The organism is Rhodospirillaceae bacterium, from assembly GCA_018660465.1.
Taxonomy (GTDB): Bacteria; Pseudomonadota; Alphaproteobacteria; order Rhodospirillales; family JABJKH01; genus JABJKH01.
Genome location: JABJKH010000007.1, coordinates 1 through 25,454, shown reverse-complemented (window position 1 = coordinate 25,454; position 25,454 = coordinate 1). Strand labels below are relative to the sequence as shown.

The 25,454-nt window shown below is 51.6% G+C and carries 26 protein-coding genes; 13 read left to right on the top strand and 13 right to left on the bottom strand.

Translation table 11 applies throughout. From position 1 onward, the window contains the following. Positions 1-20: 20 nt before the first annotated feature. The 3 genes from HOM51_01070 (at position 21) to HOM51_01060 (ending at position 2,465) form a co-directional block, all read left to right on the top strand. Positions 21-1,019, top strand: coding sequence for a glycosyltransferase family 2 protein (locus tag HOM51_01070; GenBank protein MBT5033084.1), 999 nt, complete (start codon positions 21-23; stop codon positions 1,017-1,019). A 136-nt stretch (positions 1,020-1,155) separates the two neighbouring features. Further along, entirely contained in the window at positions 1,156-1,860 is a 705-nt protein-coding gene (locus HOM51_01065) for a Crp/Fnr family transcriptional regulator (protein MBT5033083.1), read from the top strand. Positions 1,861-2,099: 239 nt separating this feature from the next. Further along, positions 2,100-2,465: a response regulator gene (locus tag HOM51_01060; GenBank protein ID MBT5033082.1), complete on the top strand. Its 366-nt coding sequence runs from the start codon at positions 2,100-2,102 to the stop codon at positions 2,463-2,465. A gap of 100 nt (positions 2,466-2,565) precedes the next feature. On the opposite strand, the gene rpmG is transcribed toward HOM51_01060, so the two are convergent. From rpmG to HOM51_01020, 8 genes are all read right to left on the bottom strand, one after another. After that, a complete protein-coding gene (gene rpmG / locus HOM51_01055) occupies positions 2,566-2,733 on the bottom strand; it encodes a 50S ribosomal protein L33 (protein MBT5033081.1) in 168 nt (55 codons plus the stop codon). 116 nt (positions 2,734-2,849) lie between these two features. Beyond that, positions 2,850-4,472: a S41 family peptidase gene (locus HOM51_01050; protein MBT5033080.1), complete on the bottom strand. Its 1,623-nt coding sequence runs from the start codon at positions 4,470-4,472 to the stop codon at positions 2,850-2,852. Positions 4,473-4,549: 77 nt separating this feature from the next. Then, a complete protein-coding gene (rnr, locus tag HOM51_01045) occupies positions 4,550-6,799 on the bottom strand; it encodes a ribonuclease R (protein MBT5033079.1) in 2,250 nt (749 codons plus the stop codon). A gap of 18 nt (positions 6,800-6,817) precedes the next feature. Next, on the bottom strand, positions 6,818-9,421 hold the full coding sequence (gene topA / locus HOM51_01040) for a type I DNA topoisomerase (protein ID MBT5033078.1): 2,604 nt from the start codon (positions 9,419-9,421) through the stop codon (positions 6,818-6,820). Positions 9,422-9,430: 9 nt separating this feature from the next. Continuing rightward, complete coding sequence (gene dprA / locus HOM51_01035; protein ID MBT5033077.1) at positions 9,431-10,564, bottom strand: DNA-protecting protein DprA; 1,134 nt, start codon at positions 10,562-10,564, stop codon at positions 9,431-9,433. 61 nt (positions 10,565-10,625) lie between these two features. Next, the gene (gene plsY / locus HOM51_01030; GenBank protein MBT5033076.1) at positions 10,626-11,237 is read right to left on the bottom strand and encodes a glycerol-3-phosphate 1-O-acyltransferase PlsY; all 612 of its coding nucleotides are present in this window, start codon (positions 11,235-11,237) and stop codon (positions 10,626-10,628) included. 3 nt (positions 11,238-11,240) lie between these two features. Then, positions 11,241-12,554 (bottom strand): dihydroorotase, encoded by a 1,314-nt coding sequence (gene pyrC, locus HOM51_01025; protein MBT5033075.1) that lies wholly within the window; start codon positions 12,552-12,554, stop codon positions 11,241-11,243. Further along, a complete protein-coding gene (locus HOM51_01020) occupies positions 12,554-13,525 on the bottom strand; it encodes an aspartate carbamoyltransferase catalytic subunit (protein ID MBT5033074.1) in 972 nt (323 codons plus the stop codon). The genes pyrC and HOM51_01020 overlap by 1 nt, the downstream gene beginning before the upstream one ends. Before the next feature lie 161 nt (positions 13,526-13,686). Between HOM51_01020 and HOM51_01015 the strand changes: the two genes are divergently transcribed. After that, a complete protein-coding gene (locus HOM51_01015) occupies positions 13,687-14,535 on the top strand; it encodes a sulfotransferase (GenBank protein ID MBT5033073.1) in 849 nt (282 codons plus the stop codon). A gap of 27 nt (positions 14,536-14,562) precedes the next feature. Here HOM51_01015 and HOM51_01010 read toward each other — a convergent pair whose 3' ends face one another. From HOM51_01010 to ruvX, 3 genes are all read right to left on the bottom strand, one after another. Next, the gene (locus tag HOM51_01010) at positions 14,563-15,444 is read right to left on the bottom strand and encodes an alpha/beta hydrolase (GenBank protein MBT5033072.1); all 882 of its coding nucleotides are present in this window, start codon (positions 15,442-15,444) and stop codon (positions 14,563-14,565) included. Between the two features lie 2 nt (positions 15,445-15,446). Continuing rightward, a complete protein-coding gene (locus HOM51_01005; GenBank protein ID MBT5033071.1) occupies positions 15,447-16,403 on the bottom strand; it encodes a D-2-hydroxyacid dehydrogenase family protein in 957 nt (318 codons plus the stop codon). A 67-nt stretch (positions 16,404-16,470) separates the two neighbouring features. After that, positions 16,471-16,932 (bottom strand): Holliday junction resolvase RuvX, encoded by a 462-nt coding sequence (gene ruvX / locus HOM51_01000; GenBank protein ID MBT5033070.1) that lies wholly within the window; start codon positions 16,930-16,932, stop codon positions 16,471-16,473. Between the two features lie 199 nt (positions 16,933-17,131). Between ruvX and HOM51_00995 the strand changes: the two genes are divergently transcribed. The 7 genes from HOM51_00995 to HOM51_00965 all read left to right on the top strand — a co-directional run bounded on the left by HOM51_00995 (position 17,132) and on the right by HOM51_00965 (position 22,170). Further along, complete coding sequence (locus tag HOM51_00995; protein MBT5033069.1) at positions 17,132-17,827, top strand: hypothetical protein; 696 nt, start codon at positions 17,132-17,134, stop codon at positions 17,825-17,827. Positions 17,828-17,951: 124 nt separating this feature from the next. After that, entirely contained in the window at positions 17,952-18,185 is a 234-nt protein-coding gene (locus tag HOM51_00990; GenBank protein MBT5033068.1) for a hypothetical protein, read from the top strand. Between the two features lie 47 nt (positions 18,186-18,232). Then, entirely contained in the window at positions 18,233-18,520 is a 288-nt protein-coding gene (gatC, locus tag HOM51_00985) for an Asp-tRNA(Asn)/Glu-tRNA(Gln) amidotransferase subunit GatC (protein ID MBT5033067.1), read from the top strand. A 2-nt stretch (positions 18,521-18,522) separates the two neighbouring features. Next, positions 18,523-19,992 (top strand): Asp-tRNA(Asn)/Glu-tRNA(Gln) amidotransferase subunit GatA, encoded by a 1,470-nt coding sequence (gene gatA, locus HOM51_00980; protein MBT5033066.1) that lies wholly within the window; start codon positions 18,523-18,525, stop codon positions 19,990-19,992. Between the two features lies 1 nt (position 19,993). Further along, positions 19,994-21,451, top strand: coding sequence for an Asp-tRNA(Asn)/Glu-tRNA(Gln) amidotransferase subunit GatB (gene gatB / locus HOM51_00975; protein MBT5033065.1), 1,458 nt, complete (start codon positions 19,994-19,996; stop codon positions 21,449-21,451). Between the two features lie 9 nt (positions 21,452-21,460). After that, on the top strand, positions 21,461-21,844 hold the full coding sequence (locus tag HOM51_00970; protein ID MBT5033064.1) for a hypothetical protein: 384 nt from the start codon (positions 21,461-21,463) through the stop codon (positions 21,842-21,844). 2 nt (positions 21,845-21,846) lie between these two features. Beyond that, a complete protein-coding gene (locus HOM51_00965; GenBank protein MBT5033063.1) occupies positions 21,847-22,170 on the top strand; it encodes a hypothetical protein in 324 nt (107 codons plus the stop codon). A 2-nt stretch (positions 22,171-22,172) separates the two neighbouring features. On the opposite strand, the gene HOM51_00960 is transcribed toward HOM51_00965, so the two are convergent. Next, the gene (locus tag HOM51_00960; GenBank protein ID MBT5033062.1) at positions 22,173-22,520 is read right to left on the bottom strand and encodes a hypothetical protein; all 348 of its coding nucleotides are present in this window, start codon (positions 22,518-22,520) and stop codon (positions 22,173-22,175) included. 325 nt (positions 22,521-22,845) lie between these two features. Between HOM51_00960 and HOM51_00955 the strand changes: the two genes are divergently transcribed. Together HOM51_00955 and HOM51_00950 are read left to right on the top strand one after the other, a co-directional pair. Next, positions 22,846-23,799: an OmpA family protein gene (locus HOM51_00955; protein ID MBT5033061.1), complete on the top strand. Its 954-nt coding sequence runs from the start codon at positions 22,846-22,848 to the stop codon at positions 23,797-23,799. Between the two features lie 125 nt (positions 23,800-23,924). Next, a complete protein-coding gene (locus tag HOM51_00950) occupies positions 23,925-24,761 on the top strand; it encodes a DUF1194 domain-containing protein (protein ID MBT5033060.1) in 837 nt (278 codons plus the stop codon). A gap of 94 nt (positions 24,762-24,855) precedes the next feature. Here HOM51_00950 and HOM51_00945 read toward each other — a convergent pair whose 3' ends face one another. Further along, a complete protein-coding gene (locus HOM51_00945) occupies positions 24,856-25,293 on the bottom strand; it encodes a hypothetical protein (GenBank protein MBT5033059.1) in 438 nt (145 codons plus the stop codon). Positions 25,294-25,454 lie beyond the last annotated feature (161 nt).

Here is a 25,454-nt window from a genome sequence, read left to right as displayed (position 1 = left end):
AAATTAAAACGGATCTGTTGATGGCGTTGTCTGAGTCCGGAAAAAATAGCCCCGATCCCCAAACGGTGCCTCCTAAGGTTGCTGTTGTAATTCCTTCGTATAAGGTCAGCCGGCATATCATTGGGGTCGTGGACGGGATTGGACCTGAATGTCACGCGATTTATGTGATTGATGATGGGTGTCCGGAAAAGAGCGGCAAGCTCATTGCTGAAAATATAAACTCAGATAGGGTTACAGTCTTATATAACGAGACAAATCAAGGCGTTGGTGGGGCCGTTATGACCGGTTACCGCCAAGCCATGGCCGATGGCGCGGACATAATTGTTAAAGTCGATGGTGACGGGCAGATGAATCCAGCACTGATTAACAAACTAATCGGCCCAATAATCTCAGGCGTTGCAGACTACTGTAAGGGTAATCGCTTTTATAACCCGAGTGACCTTCGTGAAATGCCCAAAATTAGGCTTGTCGGCAACGCCTTGCTATCGTTTATGACCAAGGTTTCCAGTGGATATTGGAACTCATTCGACCCGACGAATGGATTTACCGCAATTCACGCCAAGGTGGCGGAGCAATTGCCGATGGAAAAAATTGCCAAGCGCTATTTCTTTGAATCCGACATGCTATTTCATTTGAATGTCATGCGGGCCGTCGTTTCCGACTTTCCGATGTCAGCCAAGTACGGTGATGAAGTCAGCAATTTGAAAATTATGAACGTGATCGGCGAATTCCTGTGTCGGAATATCAGCAACACATTTAAGCGAATTATTTATAGTTATTTTCTCAGAAATTTTTCCGTTGCTTCTATTGAGGTTGTCTTGGGGCCGCTTCTGATCTTGTTTGGCGCTGTGTTCGGGGGCTATCAATGGTGGCTTTCTTCGACAACGGGTGTAACGGCGACAACCGGCTCTGTCATGATTGCAGCCTTACCAATTATTGTCGGAATGCAGCTTTTTCTATCGTTTTTAAATTTTGACATCCTAAATGAACCACGGGAACCTTTGCATCCGAGACTATAGCGCGGTAGAAATAGGAAGGCGCACCTATTGAAATATTTGTATATTACTCAGGGTGTTATACCATTGGGAAATACCTATATTCGTAGGATGCAGGTAATATTGAATTCTAAGGCCGCTTGGTGGGGGTATCAGCGACGTGCCGGATAATACGCCGAAGGTCCTGACGGGCATAAAGTTGCTGCAAGACGTCCCGCCTGCGGCGTTGGCCGAGGTCGAGACCCATTGCCGCTACAAAAAATTTGCCGCCGGCGAACAAATCTTTGACCGTCACGCCCAGACCAAGGATATCTTCTTCGTGGTTAAGGGGAAGGTTCGGGTGGTGAATTATTCATTTTCCGGGCGCGAAGTAACTCTGGACGACGTGACCGATGGCCAACAGTTTGGTGAGTTGGCGGCGATTGATGGCGAGCCGCGGTCAGCCAGTGTTATGGCACTTACCGATTGCCTGATCGTTGTTATGCCCTCCAGCAGGTTCTTGGCCTTATTGGAAGAAATTCCGGCACTCGCTCTGGCTATTATGCAGCACTTGTGCCGCCTTGTTCGGTTTTCAACGGAACGGATTATGGATTTGAGCACCCTGGGTGCCAATAACCGCGTTCATGTGGATTTATTGCGATTGGCACAGGCAAGTGACGAGTTCGACGGCATCCAAAACCAAGTTATTTTAAAACCGATCCCTGTGCATGGTGACATCGCGAGCCGGGTTAGCACCACGCGGGAGACTGTGGCCCGGGTGATGAATGATTTGGCCCGTAAGGGCATTGTAGAGCGCACGAAAAACTCCCTAATCATTCATGACTTAGAACAATTAGAGGGCTTAGTAGAGGAAGTTCAGGGGTAGCGACGGCAACGATATTAGTCTGAGTGGATTCGTTTTTTTTTGATAAATTTCAGCAATTTGACACAGGCAAATGAATCATCCATGATCAGCCCGAAGAATGCTGAATTTATCGTGATGCTTGGTTCGTTTTACATTAATTAGATATCAAGTTTATTTATTAGCAACTGATCTTAGTTGTTCAATCGCTAACTTTGATCGTTCCCGGAGTGGGACGGCATGTTGGCTAAGAGAGAGACAGAATGGCGCAAAAGATATTGATTGTTGAGGATAACGAACTCAACATGAAACTATTTAACGATCTATTGCAGGCGCATGGCTATGAAACGGTGCAGACCCACGATGGGCGTGAGGCACTAGATTTGGCGCGTGAGCATGAACCAGATCTTATCTTGATGGACATCCAATTGCCGGAGATTTCGGGACTGGAAGTCACAAAAATGTTGAAGGCCGATGATGAGTTAAAGGCAATCCCGGTTATTGCAGTCACCGCGTTCGCAATGAAAGGCGACGAGGAAAAAATCCGCGAAGGTGGATGCGAAGGCTATATTGCCAAGCCCATATCTGTTCCAAATTTGCTAGAGACAATTAACAAATTTCTGAACTAGATTTCTTCTGATTTCGGGAAAGAAAAAACCGCCCTGGCGTATGTCATAGGCGGTTTTATTTTGAAGCTACATTGTTTTGCAGCTCGCAGGATGATCAACGTTACTTGATCTTCGCTTCCTTGAACATGACATGCTTGCGTGCCACCGGATCATACTTCCGAAATTCCATTTTTTCAGTAGATGTCCGAGGATTTTTCTTGGTCACGTAATAAAAGCCCGTGTCCGCAGTGCTGACCAGCTTAATGAGAATGGTACTTGGTTTCGCCATGATCGGGTGTCCGGTTTCAAAAGGTATATTGTGCGCGATACTGTGTTCTGGCGCGCAAAATACAGCGCCGTACGCTGCTGTCAAGCGTCGTCATGCTCTTGGCAAGGTACAAGACTTTACTGAGGAGCATTGGTGATGTTTTGTTTTGGTGCCTTGATCGCTTCTTCCACGGGTTTTTTAGCATCAAAAGCTGCCAATGCCAGCGCTCGAGCGTAGAGTTCAACATTGTTGAGCAAGTTCCGCGCGGCGCGGACTTCAACCGCTTTCTTGCGTCTTTCAGCAGGACAACTGGCGCGGAGCTTTGAACGTTGAGCTTGCTTATAAATTCCCGTGTTTCGCCAAGATTTAAAGGCTTGGCGAACTAATTTCTCATCAGCGATCGACGCAAATAAATCCTTGTTCTTCATTTCACCGCTTCCACTGGTGCAGAAACTCGGTCGCAAGCCCAGGCCATGCAGGACGTAGCCTGCGGGAGAATAAAGGCGTGACCACGTGAGGGTGATTTCGCCATTGTTAGGCATTCGAATGACAGTTTGGACTGTGCCTTTGCCAAAAGATGTCGTGCCGATGATCACAGCGCGTCCCTGATCTTGCAGCGCAGCAGCCAGGACCTCTGACGAAGATGCTGATCTTCCGTCCATGAGAAGGATCAGCGGTAATCCACGGGCAATATCGCGCCCGCCGGCTTCGTAATATTGAATGCTTTCCGGGTGTCGACCTCTGGTGCTAACGATTTTGCCGTGATCAAGAAATAAATCGGCAATCTTGATCGCCTGATTTAAAAGGCCGCCGGGGTTGCCCCGAAGATCTAAGACGACACCTCTGATTTTATGTCCGTGAACATTTCGCAGGTGTTGCATTTTCTTGGCGAGGTCGCGAGATGTTTGCTGATTAAAGCCCGAGATTTTCATAAACACGATGCCGTCATTAATTTTGGCTTTGACCGTTGGCGCAACAATCAAGTGTCGTTCGAGAAGGAAGATTCTCGGTGTGGGTTCTGACCCGCGTGAGATGGTCAATTTGACCTTGCTATCAATTCGACCGCGTAGTTGGTCAGAAACATCACGCGATGAAAGCCCAACAACGGGGATGGAGCCGACGCGGAGAATTAGGTCACCAACAAGCAGACCAGAGCGTGCCGCGGGGGTCTTTTTGATGATCCGGGTGATGCGGACGGACTTGCTTGAAACCTTAAAACGAATACCAATACCGCCGAAGCCTTCACGACGGGCGCGGTTGCGAGTCGCTTCTTTAAGACCGGAGTACCGCGAATAGATATCTAGTTTTGACAGCGCGCCGTCGAAAACCGCTTCGTACAGTTTTTCTGGTGAGGAATTAAAAAGTTCTGGAGAAGCTTTGCGCCCCTCTGACCAAATTTTTACGGTCAGATCCGCCCATCCCTTTATGTCGTTGTCGGCCGGCGCATCGAAGTAATTTGGCTCTTCCTCTGGATCCGACGTGGGCAAGAAAATTTTATCGTCGACCCTTTTTACCGTCAGTGCTGGGTCGATGGACCCAAGACCCCGTATGCCTTCCATCGCCATTTGAGACGCCGGGATTTTTTCAATATATTTTTCCGCGATATGGGTATATCCGGCTAGGAACATTTCGGTCGCTTGTTTGTACGGAACAGGGGACTTATCTACGACGGGTGGTTGCTGCATTTGGGCGCAAGCCGCAAGGACCCCCGCCGTCAGTACCAACAGTAAACCAGACCAGTTCGTATGATTTCCCCTCATGGTGTCTATTTTCTGCGATTTTTTCGAATTCGTCACTAGCGGATTTTTTTTTGCCGGAAACAACACCATGGGCTGAATTATTTTTTAGAATCCGCTCGGCCGCGTCGACGAGAAGCCTTTGATTTTCCACGTGATTTTTTATGTGGCTTCCCACGGGGGGGCAGTTTTCTGATTTTTTCGGTCCCTGGCTCTGAGAGCCTAAAAATCAGGCCGCCGGTAAGCGGGGTCGCTTCCATCAGGACGACTCGCAAGGTTTGGCCCAACCGAAATTCGCGCTTATTCTGCCGTCCGCGCAACATATGATGGGCTTCGTCGTGAATATAATAGTCGTCTGGTAAGTCCCTGATCGGGATCAAACCGTCGGCACCGGTCTCCTCCAGGGTGATGAATAATCCGAACCGTGTGACGCCGTTAATTCGGGCTGGGAATTCTGCGCCCACGCGATCTGCTAAAAATGCAGCACTAAAACGGTCTACGGCGTCGCGTTCAGCCTGTGCTGCACGGCGCTCGGTATCAGACAGGTGCTCGCCGATATTTTCGAAGTCACCAAATTTATCACCAATATTTCCAGCGCCAAGCCCGCCCCCTTCGATTAGTGCCCGATGAACCAACAAGTCTGAATAGCGCCGGATGGGGGAGGTGAAGTGACAATACCGATGAAGCGCCAAGCCAAAATGCCCGATGTTGTTGGGTGAGTACTCGGCCTGGGACTGGCTCCGTAGGACCACCGTGTTGACCATGTTAGCGTTCGGTGTATCCGCGACTTTTTCCAAAATGTCATTGAAGTGGTCTGGCATGATCTTCTGACCTTTGGCAAAGTTGATGCCAATACCATCCAAGAACTGCCTTAACGCTTCCAGCTTATCTAACGTGGGTTCGTTGTGGATGCGGTACATGCAGGGTTGTTTCTGTTTTTCCAACGTTTCTGCAGCCGCGACGTTGGCGGCAATCATGAATTCTTCGATCAATTTATGGGACTCGAAACGCTGCCGAATGGAAACCCCGGTCACTGTGCCTTCATCATCCACGTGAATTTGACGTTCGGGAAGGTCGAGTTCGAGTACGCCGCGTTTGGAGCGATCTTTTAACAAGGCCTCAAAAGCGCCGTAGAGGGGGTTTATGACGCTCTCCATCAACGGGCCAGTCGCATCGTCCGGGTTACCGTCTCTGGCCGCCTGAACCTGCTCATAGGTCAGTCGCGCGGCGGAGCAGAGCGTGGCGCGGATAAACTTGTGCTTGAGAAGTCGTCCGTTCGCATCAATCCACATATGAGCCGCCAGACAGGGACGGTCCTCGTTCGGGCGCAGTGAACACCAACCGTTCGAAAGGACCTCTGGCAGCATGGGAACGACCCGGTCCGGAAAATAAACCGAATTTCCCCGCTCATATGCACTCCGGTCCAAATCATCCCCCGGTCGAACGTACCAAGCCACATCGGCAATGGCGACGATCAGGTGCCAGCCGCCGGGGTTGTTTTGAGAGTCATCAGGTTCGGCCCAGACCGCATCGTCGAAATCCCGCGCATCGGCACCATCAATGGTGACGAGCGGAATTTTACGCAGGTCGTCCCGTCCTTTGTGAGGCGCGGCCTTTGCCTTTTCCGCTTGCGCCAAGGCACCATCGGAAAAATCAATTGGGATGTCGCGTTCGTGGAGGGCGATCAGGCTGACCGATTTTGCACCTTGTGTGTCGCCCAGGCGTTCCAGGACTCGGGCTTGGCGGAGTCCCAACTGTTTTCCGGGGATAACTTCGGCGCGGACCAGTTCACCTGGCTTGGCATCGCCATCGTCGCCGCAGGCGATAAAAAATTCATATCGTTGTCGGCGATCGGTGGGGCGCAGGCGACCCTGACCCTTCACCATTTCAAATACGCCCAAGACGCTATCGCGGCGCTCGGCCCCGCCAATGCGATGCATGACGCTGGCTTCGTAGGTGCCGTCTTTAAGCTTTTTGAGTTTCGCCAATACTAGATCACCAGGCCCTGGCGCTTGGCGATGGGGGGCCAGATAAATCAGCGGCGGCTCGCCCTCTTCGTTCCAGTCTTTAGGTTTCGCCAAAACGTCACCGTCTTTGTCAGGTCCAATGACGGTTAGGACCGTGACATCCGGCAAGGTTCCCTTTTCAGCAAATCTTCTGCCGCGTCCTTGGGCAATAAGACCTTCCGTTTTCATTTCGCGCAGGATGTCTTTTAGCTTTACCCGTTGTGATCCAATAAGGCCGAAGGCGCGCGCAATATCGCGCTTGCCGACTTTGTTCGGGTTCTCTTGGATATAGGTAAGAATTTCCTTTTTAGATGGGAAACGCTGGCGCTTGGGGGGCGAAGGCACCTAGGTTAATCCTTCGGATCAATCACTAGATGCTGCAGATGACTTCGCCGGTTTCTTTTTCGCAGTTTTCTTTTTCGCAGGCGTCTTCTTTTTCGCGGCGGCTTTCTTAGCGGGCGCTTTTTTGCCACCCTTTGTTTTTGCAGCGATTAACTTAAGCGCCTCTTCCAGCGTTATCGTATCAGCATCTACATCCTTCGGAATGTTCGCGCGAATTTTGCCGTGCTGGACAAAAGGCCCCCAACGCCCCTTGCGTTGCGTCACTGGCTTTTTGTCTTTGGGATGCTCACCAAGAGTTTTTGGCGGCACTTTCTTCGGCGCGTCTGCGATGATAGTGACGGCACGATTTAGCCCAACCGTCAGGACGTCGTCGTCGTCGCCTTTTATCGAATAAAATAGACTGTCGTGACGCAGATAAGGCCCAAAGGGTCCAATTGCGGCGGCAATCATTTTGCCGCTCTCAGGGTGTAAGCCCACGTCGCGGGGAAGTGACAGCAGGGCCAGTGCTTTTTCCAGATCGACCGATGCAGGGTCCATATTTTTCGCTAACGAGGACCGCTTCGGTTTTTTCTTTTTCTTATCGACAACGACTTCTTCACCCAACTGTACATAGTGACCATAAGGGCCTTTGCGCAGTGTGACGTCGAGGTCGAGTTCTGGGTGCTTGCCCAAGAGAACTGGCCCAGCATTAGTGGCATCACCCTCTTCACCAGTATCGACCACAAGAGGTCGGGTGAATTTGCATTCGGGATAATTGGCACAACCGATGAAGGCACCGAATTTACCAAGCTTGAGATTCAGTCGTCCTTCATTGCAGGTCGGACAGATACGGGTGTCCTTGCCGCCTTCAACCTCTGGGAAGAAATGCGGCCCGAGAAGATCGTCCAGGGCGTTCAGGACGTCCCGAACGCGGAGTTCCTTGGTCTCGTCAACAGACGCACTGAACAGCTTCCAGAAGTCTTTGAGAACAGACTTCCACTCAATTCGTCCGCCAGATATATCGTCGAGCTGGTTTTCCAGTTCGGCGGTGAAATTAAATTCAACGTAGCGCGGGAAGAAACTGGAAAGAAAAGCTGTAACCAAGCGTCCTCTATCTTCAGGAATAAACCGGCGTTTGTCGATGACGACATAGTTCCGGTCTTGAAGAACAGATATGATCGACGCGTATGTGGAAGGACGGCCAATGCCCAGTTCTTCAAGTCGCTTCACAAGGCTGGCTTCTGAAAAACGCGGTGGCGGTTGGGTGAAGTGTTGTTCAGGGTCAACCTTTAAACGCTCGACCTTTTCGCCTTCTTTAAGGTCAGGCAAAATGCGCTCGCCGTCCTTGTCGTCACTATCGTCGATGCCTTCACGGTAAAGCTTATAAAAACCATCGAAGGCAATGACAGAACCTGTCGCGCGTAAAATTGTGCCATTCGCTTTAATGTCCGCGCCGACTTGATCCAACACAGCGGCTTCCATTTGGCTGGCGACGGTCCGTTTCCAGATCAGGTCGTAGAGCTTGCGCTGGTCATCATCTAAGTAAGAAGCAATGTCCTTAGGCAGCCTGCTCACGTCAGTTGGACGGACAGCTTCGTGAGCTTCTTGAGCATTTTTCGCCTTGGTCTTATAGACACGGGGCGATTTCGGCACGTAGTTGTCGCCATACTGTTGGCCGATCACCTTGCGGCAATCGTCAATCGCACTCGCGGCAATCGTGACGCCATCGGTCCGCATGTAAGTAATTAGGCCCACGGTCTCGCCACCAAGATTAATGCCTTCATAAAGCTTCTGTGCCACCTGCATGGTGCGCTTGGCACCAAAGTAAAGTTTACGGGCTGCTTCTTGTTGTAGAGTGGATGTGGTGAAGGGGGCTGCAGGGTTGCGCCGGGATTGCTTGCGCTCGACCTTAGCGATGGAGAAATCACCTGCCTCAATGGCGGCAACAGCGTTTTTCGCTTTTGCTTCATCGGTCAGCGACATCTTGTCTAGCTTGGTTCCATCAAGGTGGGTCAGATTGGCGGTGAATTTTTTGTCGGCAGCATTATTAAAGTCTGCGGTAACCGTCCAGTATTCCTGCGGGCGGAAAAGCTCAATCTCTGTCTCCCGATCACAGATCAAGCGTAAGGCGACGGACTGAACTCTTCCAGCAGACCTGCTGCCCGGAAGCTTCCGCCATAAAACCGGCGATAGATTAAACCCGACGAGATAATCCAGCGCACGGCGCGCAAGGTACGCATCGACAAGTTCACGGTCCAGGTCGCGGGGATGTTTAAATGCTTCGAGAATGGCTGACTTGGTAATTTCGTTGAACACCACCCGTTTAATATCGATGCCTTTCAGGACCCGCTTTTTTTCCAGCACTTCCTGCATGTGCCAGGAAATCGCTTCTCCTTCGCGGTCCGGGTCAGTCGCAAGATATAGGTGGTCAGCGCCTTTAAGGGCTGCGGTGATTTCCTTGAGATGCTTATTGGATTTTGGATCGACTTCCCAATCCATGGCAAAATCGTCGTCCGGACGAACTGAGCCGTCCTTCGAGGGCAGGTCTCGGATGTGGCCATAACTGGCCAGCACCTTATAGCCGTCACCAAGGTACTTATTTATCGTCTTTGCCTTGGCCGGCGATTCTACAATGACAACGTCCATGGGTATAAGTCATAGCTCCTGAATTAGCGAAACCCGGTTGCCTGGATGGCGTTCCAAACGCCCTGCTAACTCCAATTCCAGCAGCACCATGGCAACCACGGCGGGGGAGAATTGGCAGTTCCGAATGATTTCGTCAACACTAACAGCACTCGGACCGAGATTTTCTTTTATAACGCTGCGTGCTTTTGAAATCTCATTCTCGTCGGGTGGAGATGGAGAAACGCCAGAGAAATCAATGGGTTCTCCTTCGCTAAGGGGCTTGGAAAATAGGTCATTTAGGGACTCCAACACGTCTTGGGCAGATTCGGTCAATGTCGCGCCATTTCGGATAAGTTTGTTGGCGCCGCTGGCTCTTGGGTCCAAAGGCGAGCCCGGAACGGCGAAAACTTCACGGCCTTGTTCGGCCGCTAATCGGGCAGTGATGAGGGAACCTGACCTCGGCGATGCTTCGACCACGACCACGCCCCGGGACATTCCTGAAATAATTCGGTTGCGTTGCGGGAAGTGTCTGGCAATTGGTTTGGTTCCAGGCGGCATTTCGCTTAACACCACTCCGGATTGAACCAACTGATCGTAGAGGTCTTGGTTTTCCTTGGGGTAGATCACGTCTACGCCGCCCCCTAAGACGGCGACAGTGCCTGTTTCCAACGCACCCTCGTGGGCAGCAGTATCGATGCCTCGCGCCATGCCGGAGACAACAAGCAAGCCGCCCGCGCCTAAGTCAGCAGATATCTTGCGGGCAAAATTACGGGCATTTAGAGATGCATTGCGCGCACCGACCACCGCAACGGCGCGTTTGGAAAGAAGATGCGTGTGCCCTCTGATCGTGAGTAATGGCGGCGCCCCTTCGGTATGAGCCAGCAAGGGCGGGTAGTCGGCTTCACCATAGGCAACGAACTTACCGCCGATTTTTTCGAGGGCCTCAATCTCCCGCTCGGCCTCGGCCTTTGCGGAGATTTTAATCTGTCTTTTTGCGCCACCGCGTTTGGCAAGGTCCGGCAAGGCATCAAGGGCAGCAGACGCTGTGCCGAACCGGTCCAGCAGCTTAAAAAACGTAAATGGTCCCACGTTGGTGCTACGGATTAGGCGCAACCAATTCAGCTTTTCAGCCGCAGACAGGGCTTTGGGTGACGTTTCGTTCATGGCGGGGAAGGTGGGGGATTTGCCATGCTGCGTCAATGATTCACTTATGCAGCGCGTTTGCTTATTCTTTTTTCTTGCCGATCTTACTTTCTTCACCGGTGGCCAATCGGCGAATGTTTTCATGATGACGAACAATAGAAAGAGCAGCGAGAACAGCCGCCATCCATACGTGATGAAGATCGTCTAAATAGTACATATAAACGGGCGACGCTGCCAAAGATACCAAGGCCGCAAGTGATGAATAGCGGAAAATTGCAGCTGTCCCCAACCACGTTAAGATGCACAAAAGCCCGACAGGCCACGAGGTCGCGATGAGAACACCCAAGGTCGTCGCGACGCCCTTGCCGCCTTTGAATTTCAGCCAAATCGGGAAATTGTGACCGATGACAGCAGCCAGTCCGGCGATCAGCCCCATATCGACGCCCAGCATAGCGAAGGCTAAGGCGGCAACCGCCCCCTTGCCGCCGTCTAACAACAGTGTTGCCGCAGCTAAGCCCTTCTTGCCGGTTCGAAGAACATTGGTTGCGCCAATGTTACCCGATCCAATATTGCGGATGTCTTCTTGCCCGGCGATCTTTGTGATCAGCAGGCCGAATGGAACGGAGCCTAGAAGATAGCCGCCAAGTACCGAAACAGCATAAAATAAAAGTAACTGCTGATCGTCAACGAACATGGGTCAAGCATCCGCCCCAAACACCGCGCGACCGTCAATCACTGTGCGGATGACCCGGCCTTGCACAGGTCTGCCGTCGAAGGGGGAGTTTTTGGATTTGCTCACCAGCTCGTCGGCATCTACTTTCCAGCCCTTGTCTGGGTCGAATAGGATCAAGTCGGCAGCGCCACCTTTTTCCAAGCGACCGGCTTCCAGCCCTAACAAGTCTGCAGGAGTCGACGTCAGTCGACCGATAACGTCAAGCAGTTCCATGTCGCCGTTATGATAAAGATCTAGGGAAACGGAAAGCAGGGTTTCCAAGCCAATGCCCCCAAATGCCGCTAGTTGAAACGGCAGACGTTTTGATTCCTCATCCTGGGGCGCGTGATCAGAGGCAATAGCATCAATGGTTCCGTCCTTAATCCCTGCGACGATCGCCAACCGATCTTCTTCCGCGCGAAGCGGTGGCGACAGTTTGGAAAACGTTCGGTAATCGCCTACTGCTGTCTCGTTCAGGGCGAAATAAGGAGGTGCTGTATCACAGGTTATGTCGAGGCCTTTGTCCTTGGCGCGGCGAATGACATCAACCGACTCGGACGTGGAAACATGGGCGAAGTGAACCCGGCCCCCAGTCATTTCGACCAATCGTATGTCACGCTCAATCAAGATGATCTCGGCCTCGCGGGGGATGCCGGGCAATCCCAAACGGGTCGCCAGTTTGCCCCTGTTCATGGCACCGCCAGAGAGGCTTTTTAATTCAGGATGCTGGACAATTAAAAGACCAAATGTGGCGGCATAGCTGAGCGCTTGGCGCATAAGTTGGGTATCGGCAATAACCTTGTCACCATCGGTGAAGGCCAGCGCACCTGACTGCGACAACATCCCCATTTCCGCTAGTTCCGCGCCTTCCAGACCCTTGGTCACGGCACCGTAGCAGTAGACTTTGGCGAGGCCCAACTTGCGCGCCCGGCGGGCAATAAACTCGACCACGGACATATCATCTATCACGGGGTCCGTATTGGGCAGGCAGACAAAACTGGTGACGCCGCCCTTTGTTGCCGCGCGGACAGCAGAAGCGATGGTGCCTTGGTGTTCGTCGCCGGGCTCACGCAGTTGGACGCGGATATCGACCAAGCCCGGGGCCAAGCACTTGCCGCCACAATTGACCTCTGTCACCCCTTCGGGAACACCGTCGCTGAAAAATCCGGGACCGAAGTCCACGATGGACTCTCCTTCGGTCAAAACTCCACCCGCTGCATCTAGCCCGGTTTTCGGGTCCAACAAGCGGGCGTTGGTATAAGCGACCTTGTTCAGTGATTCAGGAATTTTATTCGACATCAGGACTCTTTCCCTACTGTCTGGGTCGAATTCCGGGTCAATATTTCCAGACAGGCCATGCGAACAGCGACGCCCATTTCAACTTGTTCGCGGATCGCACTGCGGCCGATGTCGTCAGCGACCTCCGAATCAATTTCGACACCTCGGTTCATCGGACCTGGGTGCATGATCAAGGCGTCTTCCTTGGCGTTTGATAATTTCTCGTAGTCGAGGCCAAAGAAGTGGAAATACTCCCGAACTGATGGGAAAAAATTGGAATGCATGCGTTCGGTCTGCAGGCGCAGCATCATGACGATATCGCAGTCCTTTAGGCCCTCGTTCATGTCGTAGAATATTTCCGCCCCTAAATGCGCGAACGTAGACGGGACCAAGGTCCGGGGACCGATCAGTCGAACCCGGGCCCCCATGGTGGTCAACAAATAGATATTCGACCGCGCCACCCGGGAATGCTGAATGTCACCACAAATTGCAACGGTAAGCCCTGCGAGCTTGCCGCGCCGCCGACGGATCGTCAGCGCGTCGAGTAGGGCCTGGGTCGGGTGTTCGTGACTGCCATCACCGGCGTTGATGACGGCACAATTGACTTTTTCCGACAATAATTTGACCGCGCCCGATTGGTTGTGCCGCACGACCAACACATCAGTGTGCATGGCATTTAGCGTCATCGCCGTATCGATCAGTGTTTCGCCCTTCTTAATGGAACTGGTGGCGACTGACATATTAATGACATCACTGCCAAGGCGCTTGCCGGCAAGTTCAAACGACGTCCGGGTTCGCGTCGAGTCCTCGAAGAACAAATTGATGATGGTGCGACCTTGCAGCAATGCCCCCGTCTTATTGGTTTGACGGTTTTGTTCGACGTAGGATTCTGCGAGGTCCAAAAAAAGCGAGATCTCGTTGGGCGGAAGACCTTCAATTCCCAACAAATGACGGTGCGGATAGGGCGTGTTATCTAGCGCGTCGTCTTTCATGGGCGGCACTATAAGTCGCAGTCGTTTGTTTGTGCAAGGTGGGATGTTATTTGTTTGTTGATTCTTGCATGTGGTATCAATGATTCCAATCGACTAAAGTATGGTTTAGGGTTAACCGAATAATTATCGGTAAGTAAATAATCACTGACGGGGCGAGGGGTATGGCCGACTATCGGCAACTTCACGAAAAACTGGGGCAGGTCTTTGACAAGCAAATGTTCTTTGTCACGGGCCTAACCCGATCAGGGACGGTCTGGGTGCAGAAAGCGATTGATGCACATCCGGAAGCTGCGTGTCGCGGTGAAGGGCACTTCATCGATATGCTCTATCCGCAGCTAAAGCGGGCGATCGGCGACTATAATCAGCAGGTGGGTGCCGGCCGCAGTCAGATGGAAGCGGCGGGGGTTAACAGTGTTCCGTCTGATTTTACATATCAGGAACTGGAATACCTCCTGGCGACCTCCATTGGGCTGGCCTTCAACCGGTGGATTGGCGATGACCATGTGAAATGCGTCGGTGAACGTACACCGGACTACGCCATCAATATGGAAATGCTGTCTCGGGTCATGCCGAATGCAAAATTTATCAATGTCATTCGCGATGGTCGAGACGAGGTAGCGTCAGCGTGGACATTTAACCGCCGCTATCAAGGTGATGCGTTTTCTAGTAAATTTCCGGAATTTACAGATTTTGTCGATGTCTTTGCTAACAGTTGGGCGCGCAGTGTCGGTGATGCGAGACGATTCGGTCGTTCGCATAGAGACCTTTATATTGATGTCTGCTACGAAGACCTGCTCAGCGACCCAGGCCCGGTCATGAGAGACATATGCTTGTTCTTAGGGCTTTATGATTCTGACGAAGCCTTGGATCAATGCATTCGTGCTGGCGACGCCGGCGCAATGCCGGACGGCAGTGTCGGATCTTGGCGCGATACCTTTGATGACGAAGCCGAACGCACCTTCACCCGCTATGCAGGCGAGCTTCTGAAGCTTTTGGATTACGGTGCTTAGTCTTAGAATAGAATTATAGCCCAAAATTTAGCCAGGAAAGAACTTCATAAACCAATCATAGACATCATCCGGTGCTTCTTCCTGGGTGTAGTGGCCGCAATCGATCGGACCTCCGATGGCAGCCGGGCACCATTTCCGCCAGATCGGAATTAGGTCACCGTGGACCGTGCCCGTATGACTTTTGCCACCCCATAGAACCAAGGTCGGGCCGTCAAAGGTGACGCCATTTTCGACATCTACCGTATCCATTTCCATATCGGTCGTGGCGCAGGCACGATAGTCTTCGCAGGATCCGAAGATGGTCTTTTCATTAAAGCAACGAACGTATTCTTCGAACGCCTCACCTTCACAGTGTTTGAGGCCAATACCTGGCTTAGACAGTTTGCCAGCCATAAAATCACGCGCATCGAGGCCGCCCATCATGTTTTCCGGCAAGGGTGCCGGCTGGGCCATGAACAGCCAATGCCAGGACTTCATCGCCCATTTAAGCGACGCGTTTGTCCAGATATGATAATTTGGCAGGACATCAACTATAGCTAGTTTTTGGACGATTTCCGGATGATCGACCGCCATGCGGTGGGCCGTGCGGGCCCCTCTGTCATGTCCGGCGACCATGAATTCTTTGTAGCCGAGTGCGTCCATGACCTCGATTTGATCCTGGGCCATAGCACGGAAGGTATAAGGCGTGTGTTTCTCATCCGTTGGCGGGGCAGAACTGTCGCCATAGCCGCGAAGATCAGTCGCAACAACATGAAAATTTTCAGCCAAGCGGTTGGCAATCTTACGCCAGGCAACGTGGCTCATGGGGTTGCCATGTAACAGCAGCAGCGGCGGGCCTTCGCCGCCGTGACGCAGATGAATGGTGGCGCCACTTGTCTCGATATCGCGAGTCTCAAATCCTTCGAACATTATTAATTTGCCTCCAGCACGCGAATGGGATTGCCGTCCATCCAGGCTTTTATGTTTTCAATTGAGTGGGTGTACATGCCTTCATAATTCTCCCGGGTCACGTAGCCGATGTGACCGGTCAGGATCATGTTGTCTAAAGACCGGAACGGGTGGTCGGTGGCGAGCGGCTCAATATCGTAGACATCGACTCCGGCTCCGGCGATGGTTCCATTGCGGCAGGCATCCGCTAATGCCGCCTCATCGACGATCGGGCCGCGCGACGTGTTCACCAAAAAGGCGGTGGGTTTCATGCGATTAATATCTTCTGCTGTGATCAGCCCCCGAGAGGCAGGGACCAAGGGCATATGAATGGTTACAATATCGGATTCTGCAAACAAAGCTTCCTTGCTGACAGCCGTTGCGTTGTGTTCGTCGGCGCGCTCCTGAGTCAGGTTGGGGCTCCACGCCAGGACCTTCATGCCGAAGACATTGCCGTAGGCAGCGATTTTGGAACCGAGCTTGCCCAATCCGACGGTCCCAATGGTTTTTTCATTTACGGTCGCCGGAAAGGCTTTTTGCCAGCCGCCGGAATGCATGACTGTGTTTTCCAGCGGAATTTGTTTGAACAGACTCAGGACCAGCGCCCATGTTAGTTCGGCTGCTGGAGTCGATTGCGACGCCGTGCCACAAACCACGACGCCTTGTGCGTTGGCAGCAGCAACATCAAACGACATGTTGCGCAACCCGGTGGTGATGAGAAGTTTTAGGTTGGGCAGCTTGTTGATTAACGATTTCGGGAAGGGGGTGCGCTCGCGCATGCCGATGACGATCTCGAATTCTTTAAGGGCGGATGCAATCGCGTCTTCATCGCCAAGCGCTTCGCTGAATGTCGATACGCTAAAATTGTCCGGCAACGAACCCCAATCGGCGCACTCCATGGCGACACCCTGATAGTCGTCTAAAACAGCGATGCGTGTCATTTTTCACCCTTTTACGTTCGAAGAAGACGCCTTTTAAATCACATCCGACCGGCGCACACCAGCCACACTAAGATGCTAAATCAAGTGCGCCTTGCAGGATGTAGGCGGCGGCGGCCCGATCAACGACTTGGGCGCGACGCTTTCGCGTGAGGTCGGCTTCACCAATGAGAATTCTTTCGACCGCCTGGGTTGACCAACGTTCATCCCAGAAGGCCGCGTCTATATCTATTTTTTCGAACAAATTATGTGTGAAATCTCGGGTTGATTGGCAGCGTGGGCCCTCGGTTCCATCCATACTGACCGGTAGTCCGATGACAAGGCCGCCGACGTCGTGTTCGGTAATCAAGGCCTGAAGCCGTGCGGCGTCCTTGGCAAACTTGGACCGCATGATGGTTTCCAAAGGGCTGGCGATGGTCAGAGTGACATCCGACAGGGCCAAGCCAATGGTCTTGGAACCGAGGTCCAATCCCAATAGGCGGCTATCGCGACGGCGTTCAGATTTTAATTCTTGGATGGATTTAACGGGCATAGATCATCAAAGCAAAATTTCGTTACGACAGCAAAAAGAAAGTGGTGGGACGGGTTTTGCTTGTCTATCATGTTTCCAGATCAACTGTTACGGTTAATTGCATATGAGATTTCTGTCGCACGTTTGCATATTGCGATTCAATCTGATGGCCGGGCTGCTCGTTTCATTCGCCTGGGGACCTGCCTATGCGGATACATTCTTGGGTGTTGAAGTAAAACCTACCCAAGGGACATACTTGGTCACCAAGGACGTTAATGTTCGGGCTTTACCTAAAACAGCCAGCAAGCGGCTCTCCAGACTGAAAAAAGGCATGAAGGTTACCGGGGCAGGGTATCCTAAGGATGCGGCATGGTTGGCTGTTAGAATGGGTGACAAGGACCTGGGATTTGTCTATTCACCAGTTTTAGTTCCCCTTATCGATGGGGCACTTACAGGTGAATTACGCGGTAAATTGGATGCCGGGAATAATCGAGCTTGCCGGTACAGCATAGATTTCGAAGGAAAAAGCGAAGCCGATGGCGAGCTGTTTGAAATTGCTGATTATGAAGTTGCGTACGCTTGCCTTCACAAAGGAAAAACGATCAAATTTATAGCCCTCATGTTCTTGATTGAGGCACCTTTTAAGGTGTCTAGAGCCTTAGTTCACCAGCTTACAATTGATGTTCAGGGTGTCGATGAAGAAGTGGATCGAGCATTTTCGACGAATTTCCTTATTAACACTAAGAAGAAGACGCTGGCGTTCGATGGGGTGTCATTGAAAAAATTTGGTAAGACACCTGCGTTGAAGAAGAAATCAATCGATAGTATTCAGCACGCCTTAAAATCGGCAGTAGAAATTGCGCCTTCCGCTTGGAAAGAAAGTGTCTGGGAAAGCCTAAGTATAAATAAGTCATAGGTTTATTTAGGGGCTTAATTAGGAAATTTTTATGAAGGTCAAAACCTAGACCATTGGTCCATCAGTACCACCCGCTGAGCGCGGACTTGAGGGTTATAAAGCATTCAGCGCCGAAGACTCTCACATGGTCGTAGAGAGTATGAAACAAGAGGGCATCGAATACTGGGATCGGTTACTTCCTGATCGGCCGCTGTATCAAGTGTTCATTAAAGAACCTAACGGTTTCGTCATTGAATTGAACGACTATACTCCCGCACTTGATAAAATTTCGCCGATCATTGTTTACAACGATTATGCGCGCGATCCCATCTTGCTTGGGTATCCCCACAATGTTAGGTTCCCGCCGCCGCTGGACTAAGAAATTTAGGCGGTTTTTCGTGATTTTTAGGGGAGTTGGCTAGATCCATGTCCTTGGATAAAGAGACCGTCAAGAACATAGCCTTTTTGGCTCGAATCAAAGTTCCTGACCAAGATTTAGAGCCGTTGGCAGGTGAGTTGTCCCACATTATCGGTTGGGTTGAGCAGTTGAGCGAGGTCGATACCGAGGGTGTCGAGCCGATGACCAGTGTTGCCGATATGGAGCTTTTCCGCCGTGAAGACGTAATTAGTGATGGTGGGGTGCCGGAAAAGGTCCTGGCCAATGCACCAGACCGCGAAGAAAACTTTTATACCGTGCCGAAGGTGGTCGAATAACAATGAGCCGATTAACCGATTTGAATTTGGCTGAAGCCCGGGACGGACTGGTCAAGGGCGATTTTTCGTCCGCTGAACTGACGAGCGCGTATATTGACGCGATGTCGGCAGCCCAAGACCTCAACGCCTACATCACCGAAACGCCGGAGATTGCGCTAGAACGCGCCAAAGCATCCGATGCGCGCCGTAAAGCGGGTGAGGTTGCCGGGCCAATGGACGGTATTCCTGTTGCGGTGAAAGATTTATTTGGCACCGAGGGGGTGCTGACCACAGCTGCGTCTCATATCCTGGATGGATTTAAGCCGACATACGAATCGACGGTCACGGCAAACTTGCGGGATGGTGGCGCGGTTATGCTGGGCAAGACCAACCTGGATGAGTTCGCCATGGGGTCCGCCAACATGACCAGTTATTACGGCGCTGTGAAAAACCCGTGGAAGGGTGCCGATGGTAAGGACCTTGTACCCGGCGGATCGTCAGGTGGATCTGCATCAGCGGTCGCGGCACAAATAGCTGTTGCAGCGACGGGTACCGATACCGGAGGCTCTATTCGTCAGCCCGCTTCGTTCTGCGGCATCGTTGGCATGAAGCCAACCTATGGGCGCTGTTCGCGTTGGGGCGTTGTGGCATTTGCGTCCAGCCTTGATCAGGCAGGGCCACTCACCCGCACGGTGCGCGATGCGGCAATCATGCTAGGTGAAATGGCGGGACACGATGTTAAGGATTCAACGTCGGCTCCCATTGCTGTACCAAATTTCGAAGCAGCCCTGAGTGGCGACGTTAAAGGACTCAAAGTCGGTATCCCCAAGGAATATGCCCTTGATGGCATGCCGGACGAAATCGCCAAGCTATGGCAGCAGGGAGCCGATTGGCTGAAAGCAGCCGGGGCAGAGACCCGTGAAATTTCCTTGCCGCATACCAAATACGCGCTGCCGGCCTATTACATCATTGCGCCAGCTGAAGCGTCTTCCAACCTCGCGCGTTATGACGGCGTGCGCTATGGACTTCGCGTGCCGGGGGACACCTTGGATGAGATGTATGAGAACACCCGAGCCGAAGGATTTGGCGACGAAGTCCGCCGCCGTATCTTGATCGGTGCCTATGTCCTATCGGTCGGCTTCTATGATGCCTATTACCTAAAAGCGCAGCGGGTTCGTGCCTTGATCGCACAAGATTTCGAAAAAGCCTTTAAGGACGTAGATGTCATCTTAACACCGACGGCGCCAAGTGCGGCCTTTGGCATTGGCGAGAAAATGGACGACCCCATCGCCATGTACCTGAATGATGTCTATACCGTGCCGACGTCAATGGCGGGGTTACCGGGAATTTCTATTCCGGGGGGGCTGGACGGTGATGGCCTGCCTTTGGGGTTACATTTGATTGGTAAGCCGTTCGATGAGGAAACGATGTTCCGAAGTGCGGGTGTGCTGGAAGAAGCCGCAGGCTTTACCGCTAAGCCGGGAGGAGCCTAAGATGGCCTATATCATCAAAGGTGAAACGGCGAATTGGGAAGTGGTGTTGGGCCTGGAAGTCCACTGCCAGGTGATTTCCAACGCAAAGCTATTTTCAGGTAGTTCCACGGCTTTCGGTGCCAAACCAAACACACAGGTCTCCTTGGTCGATGCGGCCATGCCGGGGATGCTGCCGGTGATCAACCAAGAATGTGTAGAGCAGGCCGTGCGCACCGGGCTGGGGCTCAATGCTGAAATTAATCTCCGTTCGGTCTTTGATCGGAAAAACTATTTCTATGCGGACCTGCCCCAAGGCTATCAGATTTCTCAGCTCTATCACCCCATCGTCGGCGAAGGGACAATCGTGCTTGATCTGGAAGGCGGTGAGAGCCGGTCGGTCGGAATTGAGCGCCTACACATGGAACAAGATGCAGGTAAATCCATGCACGATCAGGACCCCAAGCGGTCTTACATTGATCTGAACAGGTCTGGCGTCTGCCTGATGGAAATCGTTTCTAAGCCCGATATGCGTACACCTGAAGAAGCTGGAGCCTTTGTTCAAAAGCTTCGGTCGATCCTGCGCTATCTGGGGACCTGTGATGGCAATATGGAAGAGGGGTCCATGCGCGCCGACGTCAACGTCTCGGTTCGTCCGGTGGGAGAAACAGAGCTTCGGACCCGAGCCGAAATTAAAAACGTAAATTCCATCCGTTTCATTATGCAGGCGATTGAACACGAAGCCGAACGTCAAATAGATGTCTATGAGGCCGGTGGTGACGTGGTTCAAGAAACGCGTCTTTATGATGCGAACAAGAACGAAACCCGGTCCATGCGGTCAAAGGAAGCGGCCCACGATTATCGCTACTTTCCAGACCCCGATCTGCTCCCTCTCGAAATCAGTCAGGAACTGGTCGATCAGTTGAAAGCGGAACTTCCTGAATTGCCAGACGATAAGAAAGAACGGTTTATCAATGACTTAGGTCTAAGCCCGTATGACGCGAGCGTTCTTGTAGCGGAAAAGGAAACGGCGGAATTCTTTGAACGTGTCGCTGATGGACATGACGCTAAGCAGGCTGCGAACTGGGTTACGGGGACACTCTTCGCCGCGTTAAACGCTAAGGGAATTGAGATCAGCGAAAGCCCCGTTTCTTCAGAAGCATTAGGTGAGTTGATTGGTCTCATAACCGACAACACGATATCTGGCAGGATCGCCAAGGACGTTTTCGACATCATGATGGAAACCGGCGATAGCCCGGCTAAAATCGTCGAAGACAAGGGTCTGAAACAAATCACCGACACCGGTGCCATTGAGGCCATTATAGATGAGGTTATCGCCAGCGGGCCGAACCAAGTTGAACAGTTCAAGAGTGGCAACGAGAAAATCATCGGTTGGTTCGTTGGTCAGGTCATGCAGAAGACCCAAGGCAAGGCCAATCCTCAGGCTGTAAATGAACTTCTCAAAAAGAAGCTCTCAGGGTAACATGCGGCCATGTTCGGATGGTTTAACAATCCAGATCGTGAGGCCAAGCAGTTAAATAAGGACTCCGGGGCGATCCTTGATTCGGTCGTCAAAGGGTCACCTGCCGTCGTGGGGCGTGCTGTTGCAGAACAAACCCAGGCTGCAATTGATGAAGGCCACGAGAAAGGCCGGAATAGCCCGGACCTCTATCAACCGATCATCGATCACTATCGCACCATGAACGCCGACGCGCGACGTAATCGTAATCAAGTCGCGATGAGCGCCTTTAGTCTGACGATTATTTACCTGCGTGCTGAAATGCTGGGGCCGAAGGCTGTGCCAGCGCGCCAAGGAATTGATGAATTCCTTGGCAGTTGGGCACATTTGAAAGAAGACTTAAAGGACGAGACGTAGTTATGGCCGAGACAACGGAAGTCTATATCTGCGGGGAGGGTCAGGCGCTTAAAGAAGGCAAGCTGGAATATAGCGACTCCATCTACGAGAAGGCCGACGCCAAGGGCGATGCAGAATACCGCTGCATTCGCGACAGTAGTATTTTTAAGATCGCCTATTATCGAGTGAATACGGAAGGTGAGTTCCGGCTTTTTTATTCATATTCAAACCCGCATGCGCGGTCTGTCCCCAAAAAGCCAGGCGATATTGATCCCTCGAAACGCAAACGACGGCGGTTGAAGAAAAAAGTTAAAAAATCTTGGTGGCAAAAGCTGTTTGGAAAGTAAGTCTAAGATAAATTAACGGCCGATTGAATGACCATGTCGAAGGTGAATTTTCCTTCGCTATTTTTCTTGGCAGTTTTTACGGACTTTTTAGAGAGAGGAATTTTCATCTCGCTGCAAAAGGTAGTCATAGCAGCAACCACGTTATCTTTATCAAACACGTGCTGAATTTGTCGACCGTCTCTGGCTTGTATGTGCACGCGAACTTCCAAGGGGTCGTCTTCTAAGATGTCGATGGCCATGACGGTGCCTTCGGCCAAGCCCATGCTTGGCCCGACAAGGTTCACGTAGAGGTTAGCAATCACCTTGAACTCATCAGCGCTGTATAAAATACGGCGAATTTCTACGGCCATAAGCGTGTCCCACGTTTGAAGCCTAATGGATACACATTCTTAAACCGTGTTTAGTAAAGATTTAATTACCACCAATTGGCCGATTGACACAATGAACAGGAGACAATGGGCTCGCAAGAATTTTAATTTTTTCATTGGGTTGTAGTAAGTGTCGGCGAAGAGCTATGATAAAATGTGTTACCTGGGAAATTTTTACTTTTAAACTGGAGCCAGGGCACCATATATTTGAATTATCGAGTTATTCCAATAATAACGATATTTAAAATCGTCGGGATGCTCGGGGGGAGTTTGTTGTTACCAATTACAAACTTTAGGAGGAAGATCAGTGAAATCTTTTAAAATGTTAGCAGTCGTAGGTGTCACCGCATTAACGCTTTCGGCTTGTGCTGGGCAAGGCACGCAATCAGGCGGGAATAAATCCCTATTAGAAATAGCACGTGCCGACTATATGACAGGCGCTCCCTGGAAAAATGCCAATATCTACAAGGCGTCGAGTATGCAAGTTGAGGGCTCTGCATTTACCATTGCCCTTCATCAAGAATACTTGGATCTGGCGGCGTTCGAATATGGTGAGGATGACGTCGGTTCGGTGAACGCTTATTCCAAGCGCGCAATGGCCGCCGGTGGGAATAAGCCGACCAATCCAGAGGCAATTTCCAAACGAAAACTTCCCAAAAAGAATGTGGGTGAATTAACCCGTGGTAGAAGTGATCTGATGGCGGCGTTTGGCAATGGTGCTAAGACCCGCGTGCCCGGATATTCGGCCCATGCTCAGGCGATGTTTGACTGCTGGATGGAACAGCAGGAAGAGAATTTTCAGCCTAAGCACATTGCAGCCTGCCGTTCTGCGTTCAAGAACGCCTTGGCTAAATTGAAGGCGCCTAAGAAGGTGATGGCGAAGCCAATGCCGAAGCCAATGCCGAAACCCAAGCCAATGCCTAAATTGACTGGTCCTTATATCGTTTACTTCGGCTTTGATAGTGCGAAGATTCCACTGAACCAGGAAGGCATCATTAATACGGCCGGTTTTGACGCTGAAACGGTTAAGCCGGGTACGGTCATCGTTAGAGGTCACACCGATTTGGCTGGTGATAAGAAATACAACGTAGCGCTGTCATCAAAGCGGATGACTGCGGTTGCTAAGGCCCTGGCCAAAGCAGGTATTTCCGCTGGCATTTTGGTCAAAAGCCATCACGGCGAAGCACAGCCGAAGGTCGCGACGGCTGATGGCAAACGTGAGAAAAAGAACCGCCGGGTTGAAATTATCTTCAAACGGTAGACTCTTTTTTATCGATCCTAAAAGGCCGGGGAGCGTTTCCCCGGCCTTTTTTTATGACGATGGCGAACTTCTTGCTCCCATGGCGGGCCTGATGTGTAATGGTTTCAGGGGCGTTGGGATACACCATGAAAATTAAGAAGATCATCAAGGGCACGGTTGGAGGATTATGTAGCACGTTTCTCGCCGTGTCCGTTTATGCCGCCGATTTACCTGTCGATTTGGAATTGGCCTTGGGGGTGGATGTTTCAGGAAGTATCGATGAAGAAGAAGCGCGTTTGCAGCGCGATGGCTATATCAAGGCTTTTCGTCATCCAAGGGTCTGGGAAGCCGTGCGCCATGGTCGGCGGGGGCGGATCGCGGTCGTTTATTACGAATGGGCGGGCTTTGGTCATAACAAGACTGTCGCCAAATGGGCATTGATCGACAGCCGGGAAAGTGCGCTTGCGTTTGCCAAACAATTGACCAAAGAAGAACCCGAAACTGCGAGCCGGACTGCCATCGCGAGTGCCATCGATTTCGGTGCTGGTTATTTCGATAATAATGGTTTTAAAGGTACCCGGCGGGTCATCGATATTTCGGGCGACGGTCCGAACAATTGGGGTGAACTCGTTACAAAAGCCCGGGACCGTGCCGTTGTTCAAGGTATCACTATTAATGGCTTGCCGATTATGAATGGACGCCCGAGTCCGTGGGGGCTGTCCAGTCTAAAAAATTTAGATTTGTATTACCGGCATTGTGTCATAGGTGGAAAATCCGCGTTTATCGTTGCCGCTAAGAACTTTAATGATTTTGCCCGGGCGGTGCTCAGAAAACTTGTGTTGGAAATAGCCGATAATACGCCGTCGGAGCGTCACGCCGGACCTGTTCAATTGGCTCAAATAGGATCTGGTGTGATTAAAAAACGCGTACCACCACCGTGTAACATCGGCGAGCAGAATTGGCTGGACAGGGACGACTACTAGGCTAGCAAAAAAGGAAGGCCCCGCCACTCCACGGAAATTTCCAAGGAATGACGGGGCCCGGTTGATCCAAGGGGGATTGGATCGTGCTAGCGGTCTAGCGGTGGCGGCGTCCGGCGTACTCATTTACAACCCGGCGGCTGCCGCGAGCGATGTAGGCGTTACCAAATCGGTTGTAGCACATTACCGCATTAACCCGTTTCCAACTTTTATTCCTGCCCCGGCCACGAACACGTTTGATCTTGGTGACACGGTGGCAATTGTTGCCATGCAAGTGGCGGGCCCGACGCGGCAGGGCACCGGCATACTGCCAACCATTTTGCTCAACCGTCGGACGATTGCGCCTTTGGTTCCAGCGCCGGTCCCGGCGTTGGTGGTTGCCATAGCGGTCACGCGGGTCCAACAGGACATTGAAAAAATTGTTAAGAACCCGATCAAAGCTGGGCTCAGGCGCGTGAAGTCTTTCGGCAGAAGCGGGCGTCGCGGAAATTCCAACAACCATTGTGAAAATCAGTGTGGTGATAATTTTTTTCATCGTGGCCTCCATTAATGTGTCTGTTCCGTGGTTTGTTCGTGTCTTATTCAGGGTCTCATCGGGGGGGGCGTTTCCGTCCGCCGATGAAAATAACTATATATACATGCAAAATTATAGTCAATAGCTAAATTAAAAATATATGTAAAAAAATATGCAATGAA

Bases quoted from the DNA above. Each gene is read 5' to 3' on its own strand.
- HOM51_01070 (MBT5033084.1), top strand. From the start codon at position 21: ATGGCGTTGTCTGAGTCCGGAAAAAATAGCCCCGATCCCCAAACGGTG.
- HOM51_01060 (MBT5033082.1), top strand. From the start codon at position 2,100: ATGGCGCAAAAGATATTGATTGTTGAGGATAACGAACTCAACATGAAA.
- rpmG (MBT5033081.1), bottom strand. From the start codon at position 2,733: ATGGCGAAACCAAGTACCATTCTCATTAAGCTGGTCAGCACTGCGGAC.
- HOM51_01050 (MBT5033080.1), bottom strand. From the start codon at position 4,472: ATGAGGGGAAATCATACGAACTGGTCTGGTTTACTGTTGGTACTGACG.
- topA (MBT5033078.1), bottom strand. From the start codon at position 9,421: ATGGACGTTGTCATTGTAGAATCGCCGGCCAAGGCAAAGACGATAAAT.
- dprA (MBT5033077.1), bottom strand. From the start codon at position 10,564: ATGAACGAAACGTCACCCAAAGCCCTGTCTGCGGCTGAAAAGCTGAAT.
- plsY (MBT5033076.1), bottom strand. From the start codon at position 11,237: ATGTTCGTTGACGATCAGCAGTTACTTTTATTTTATGCTGTTTCGGTA.
- pyrC (MBT5033075.1), bottom strand. From the start codon at position 12,554: ATGTCGAATAAAATTCCTGAATCACTGAACAAGGTCGCTTATACCAAC.
- HOM51_01020 (MBT5033074.1), bottom strand. From the start codon at position 13,525: ATGAAAGACGACGCGCTAGATAACACGCCCTATCCGCACCGTCATTTG.
- HOM51_01015 (MBT5033073.1), top strand. From the start codon at position 13,687: ATGGCCGACTATCGGCAACTTCACGAAAAACTGGGGCAGGTCTTTGAC.
- HOM51_01010 (MBT5033072.1), bottom strand. From the start codon at position 15,444: ATGTTCGAAGGATTTGAGACTCGCGATATCGAGACAAGTGGCGCCACC.
- HOM51_01005 (MBT5033071.1), bottom strand. From the start codon at position 16,403: ATGACACGCATCGCTGTTTTAGACGACTATCAGGGTGTCGCCATGGAG.
- ruvX (MBT5033070.1), bottom strand. From the start codon at position 16,932: ATGCCCGTTAAATCCATCCAAGAATTAAAATCTGAACGCCGTCGCGAT.
- HOM51_00990 (MBT5033068.1), top strand. From the start codon at position 17,952: ATGGTCGTAGAGAGTATGAAACAAGAGGGCATCGAATACTGGGATCGG.
- gatC (MBT5033067.1), top strand. From the start codon at position 18,233: ATGTCCTTGGATAAAGAGACCGTCAAGAACATAGCCTTTTTGGCTCGA.
- gatA (MBT5033066.1), top strand. From the start codon at position 18,523: ATGAGCCGATTAACCGATTTGAATTTGGCTGAAGCCCGGGACGGACTG.
- gatB (MBT5033065.1), top strand. From the start codon at position 19,994: ATGGCCTATATCATCAAAGGTGAAACGGCGAATTGGGAAGTGGTGTTG.
- HOM51_00970 (MBT5033064.1), top strand. From the start codon at position 21,461: ATGTTCGGATGGTTTAACAATCCAGATCGTGAGGCCAAGCAGTTAAAT.
- HOM51_00965 (MBT5033063.1), top strand. From the start codon at position 21,847: ATGGCCGAGACAACGGAAGTCTATATCTGCGGGGAGGGTCAGGCGCTT.
- HOM51_00960 (MBT5033062.1), bottom strand. From the start codon at position 22,520: ATGGCCGTAGAAATTCGCCGTATTTTATACAGCGCTGATGAGTTCAAG.
- HOM51_00950 (MBT5033060.1), top strand. From the start codon at position 23,925: ATGAAAATTAAGAAGATCATCAAGGGCACGGTTGGAGGATTATGTAGC.
- HOM51_00945 (MBT5033059.1), bottom strand. From the start codon at position 25,293: ATGAAAAAAATTATCACCACACTGATTTTCACAATGGTTGTTGGAATT.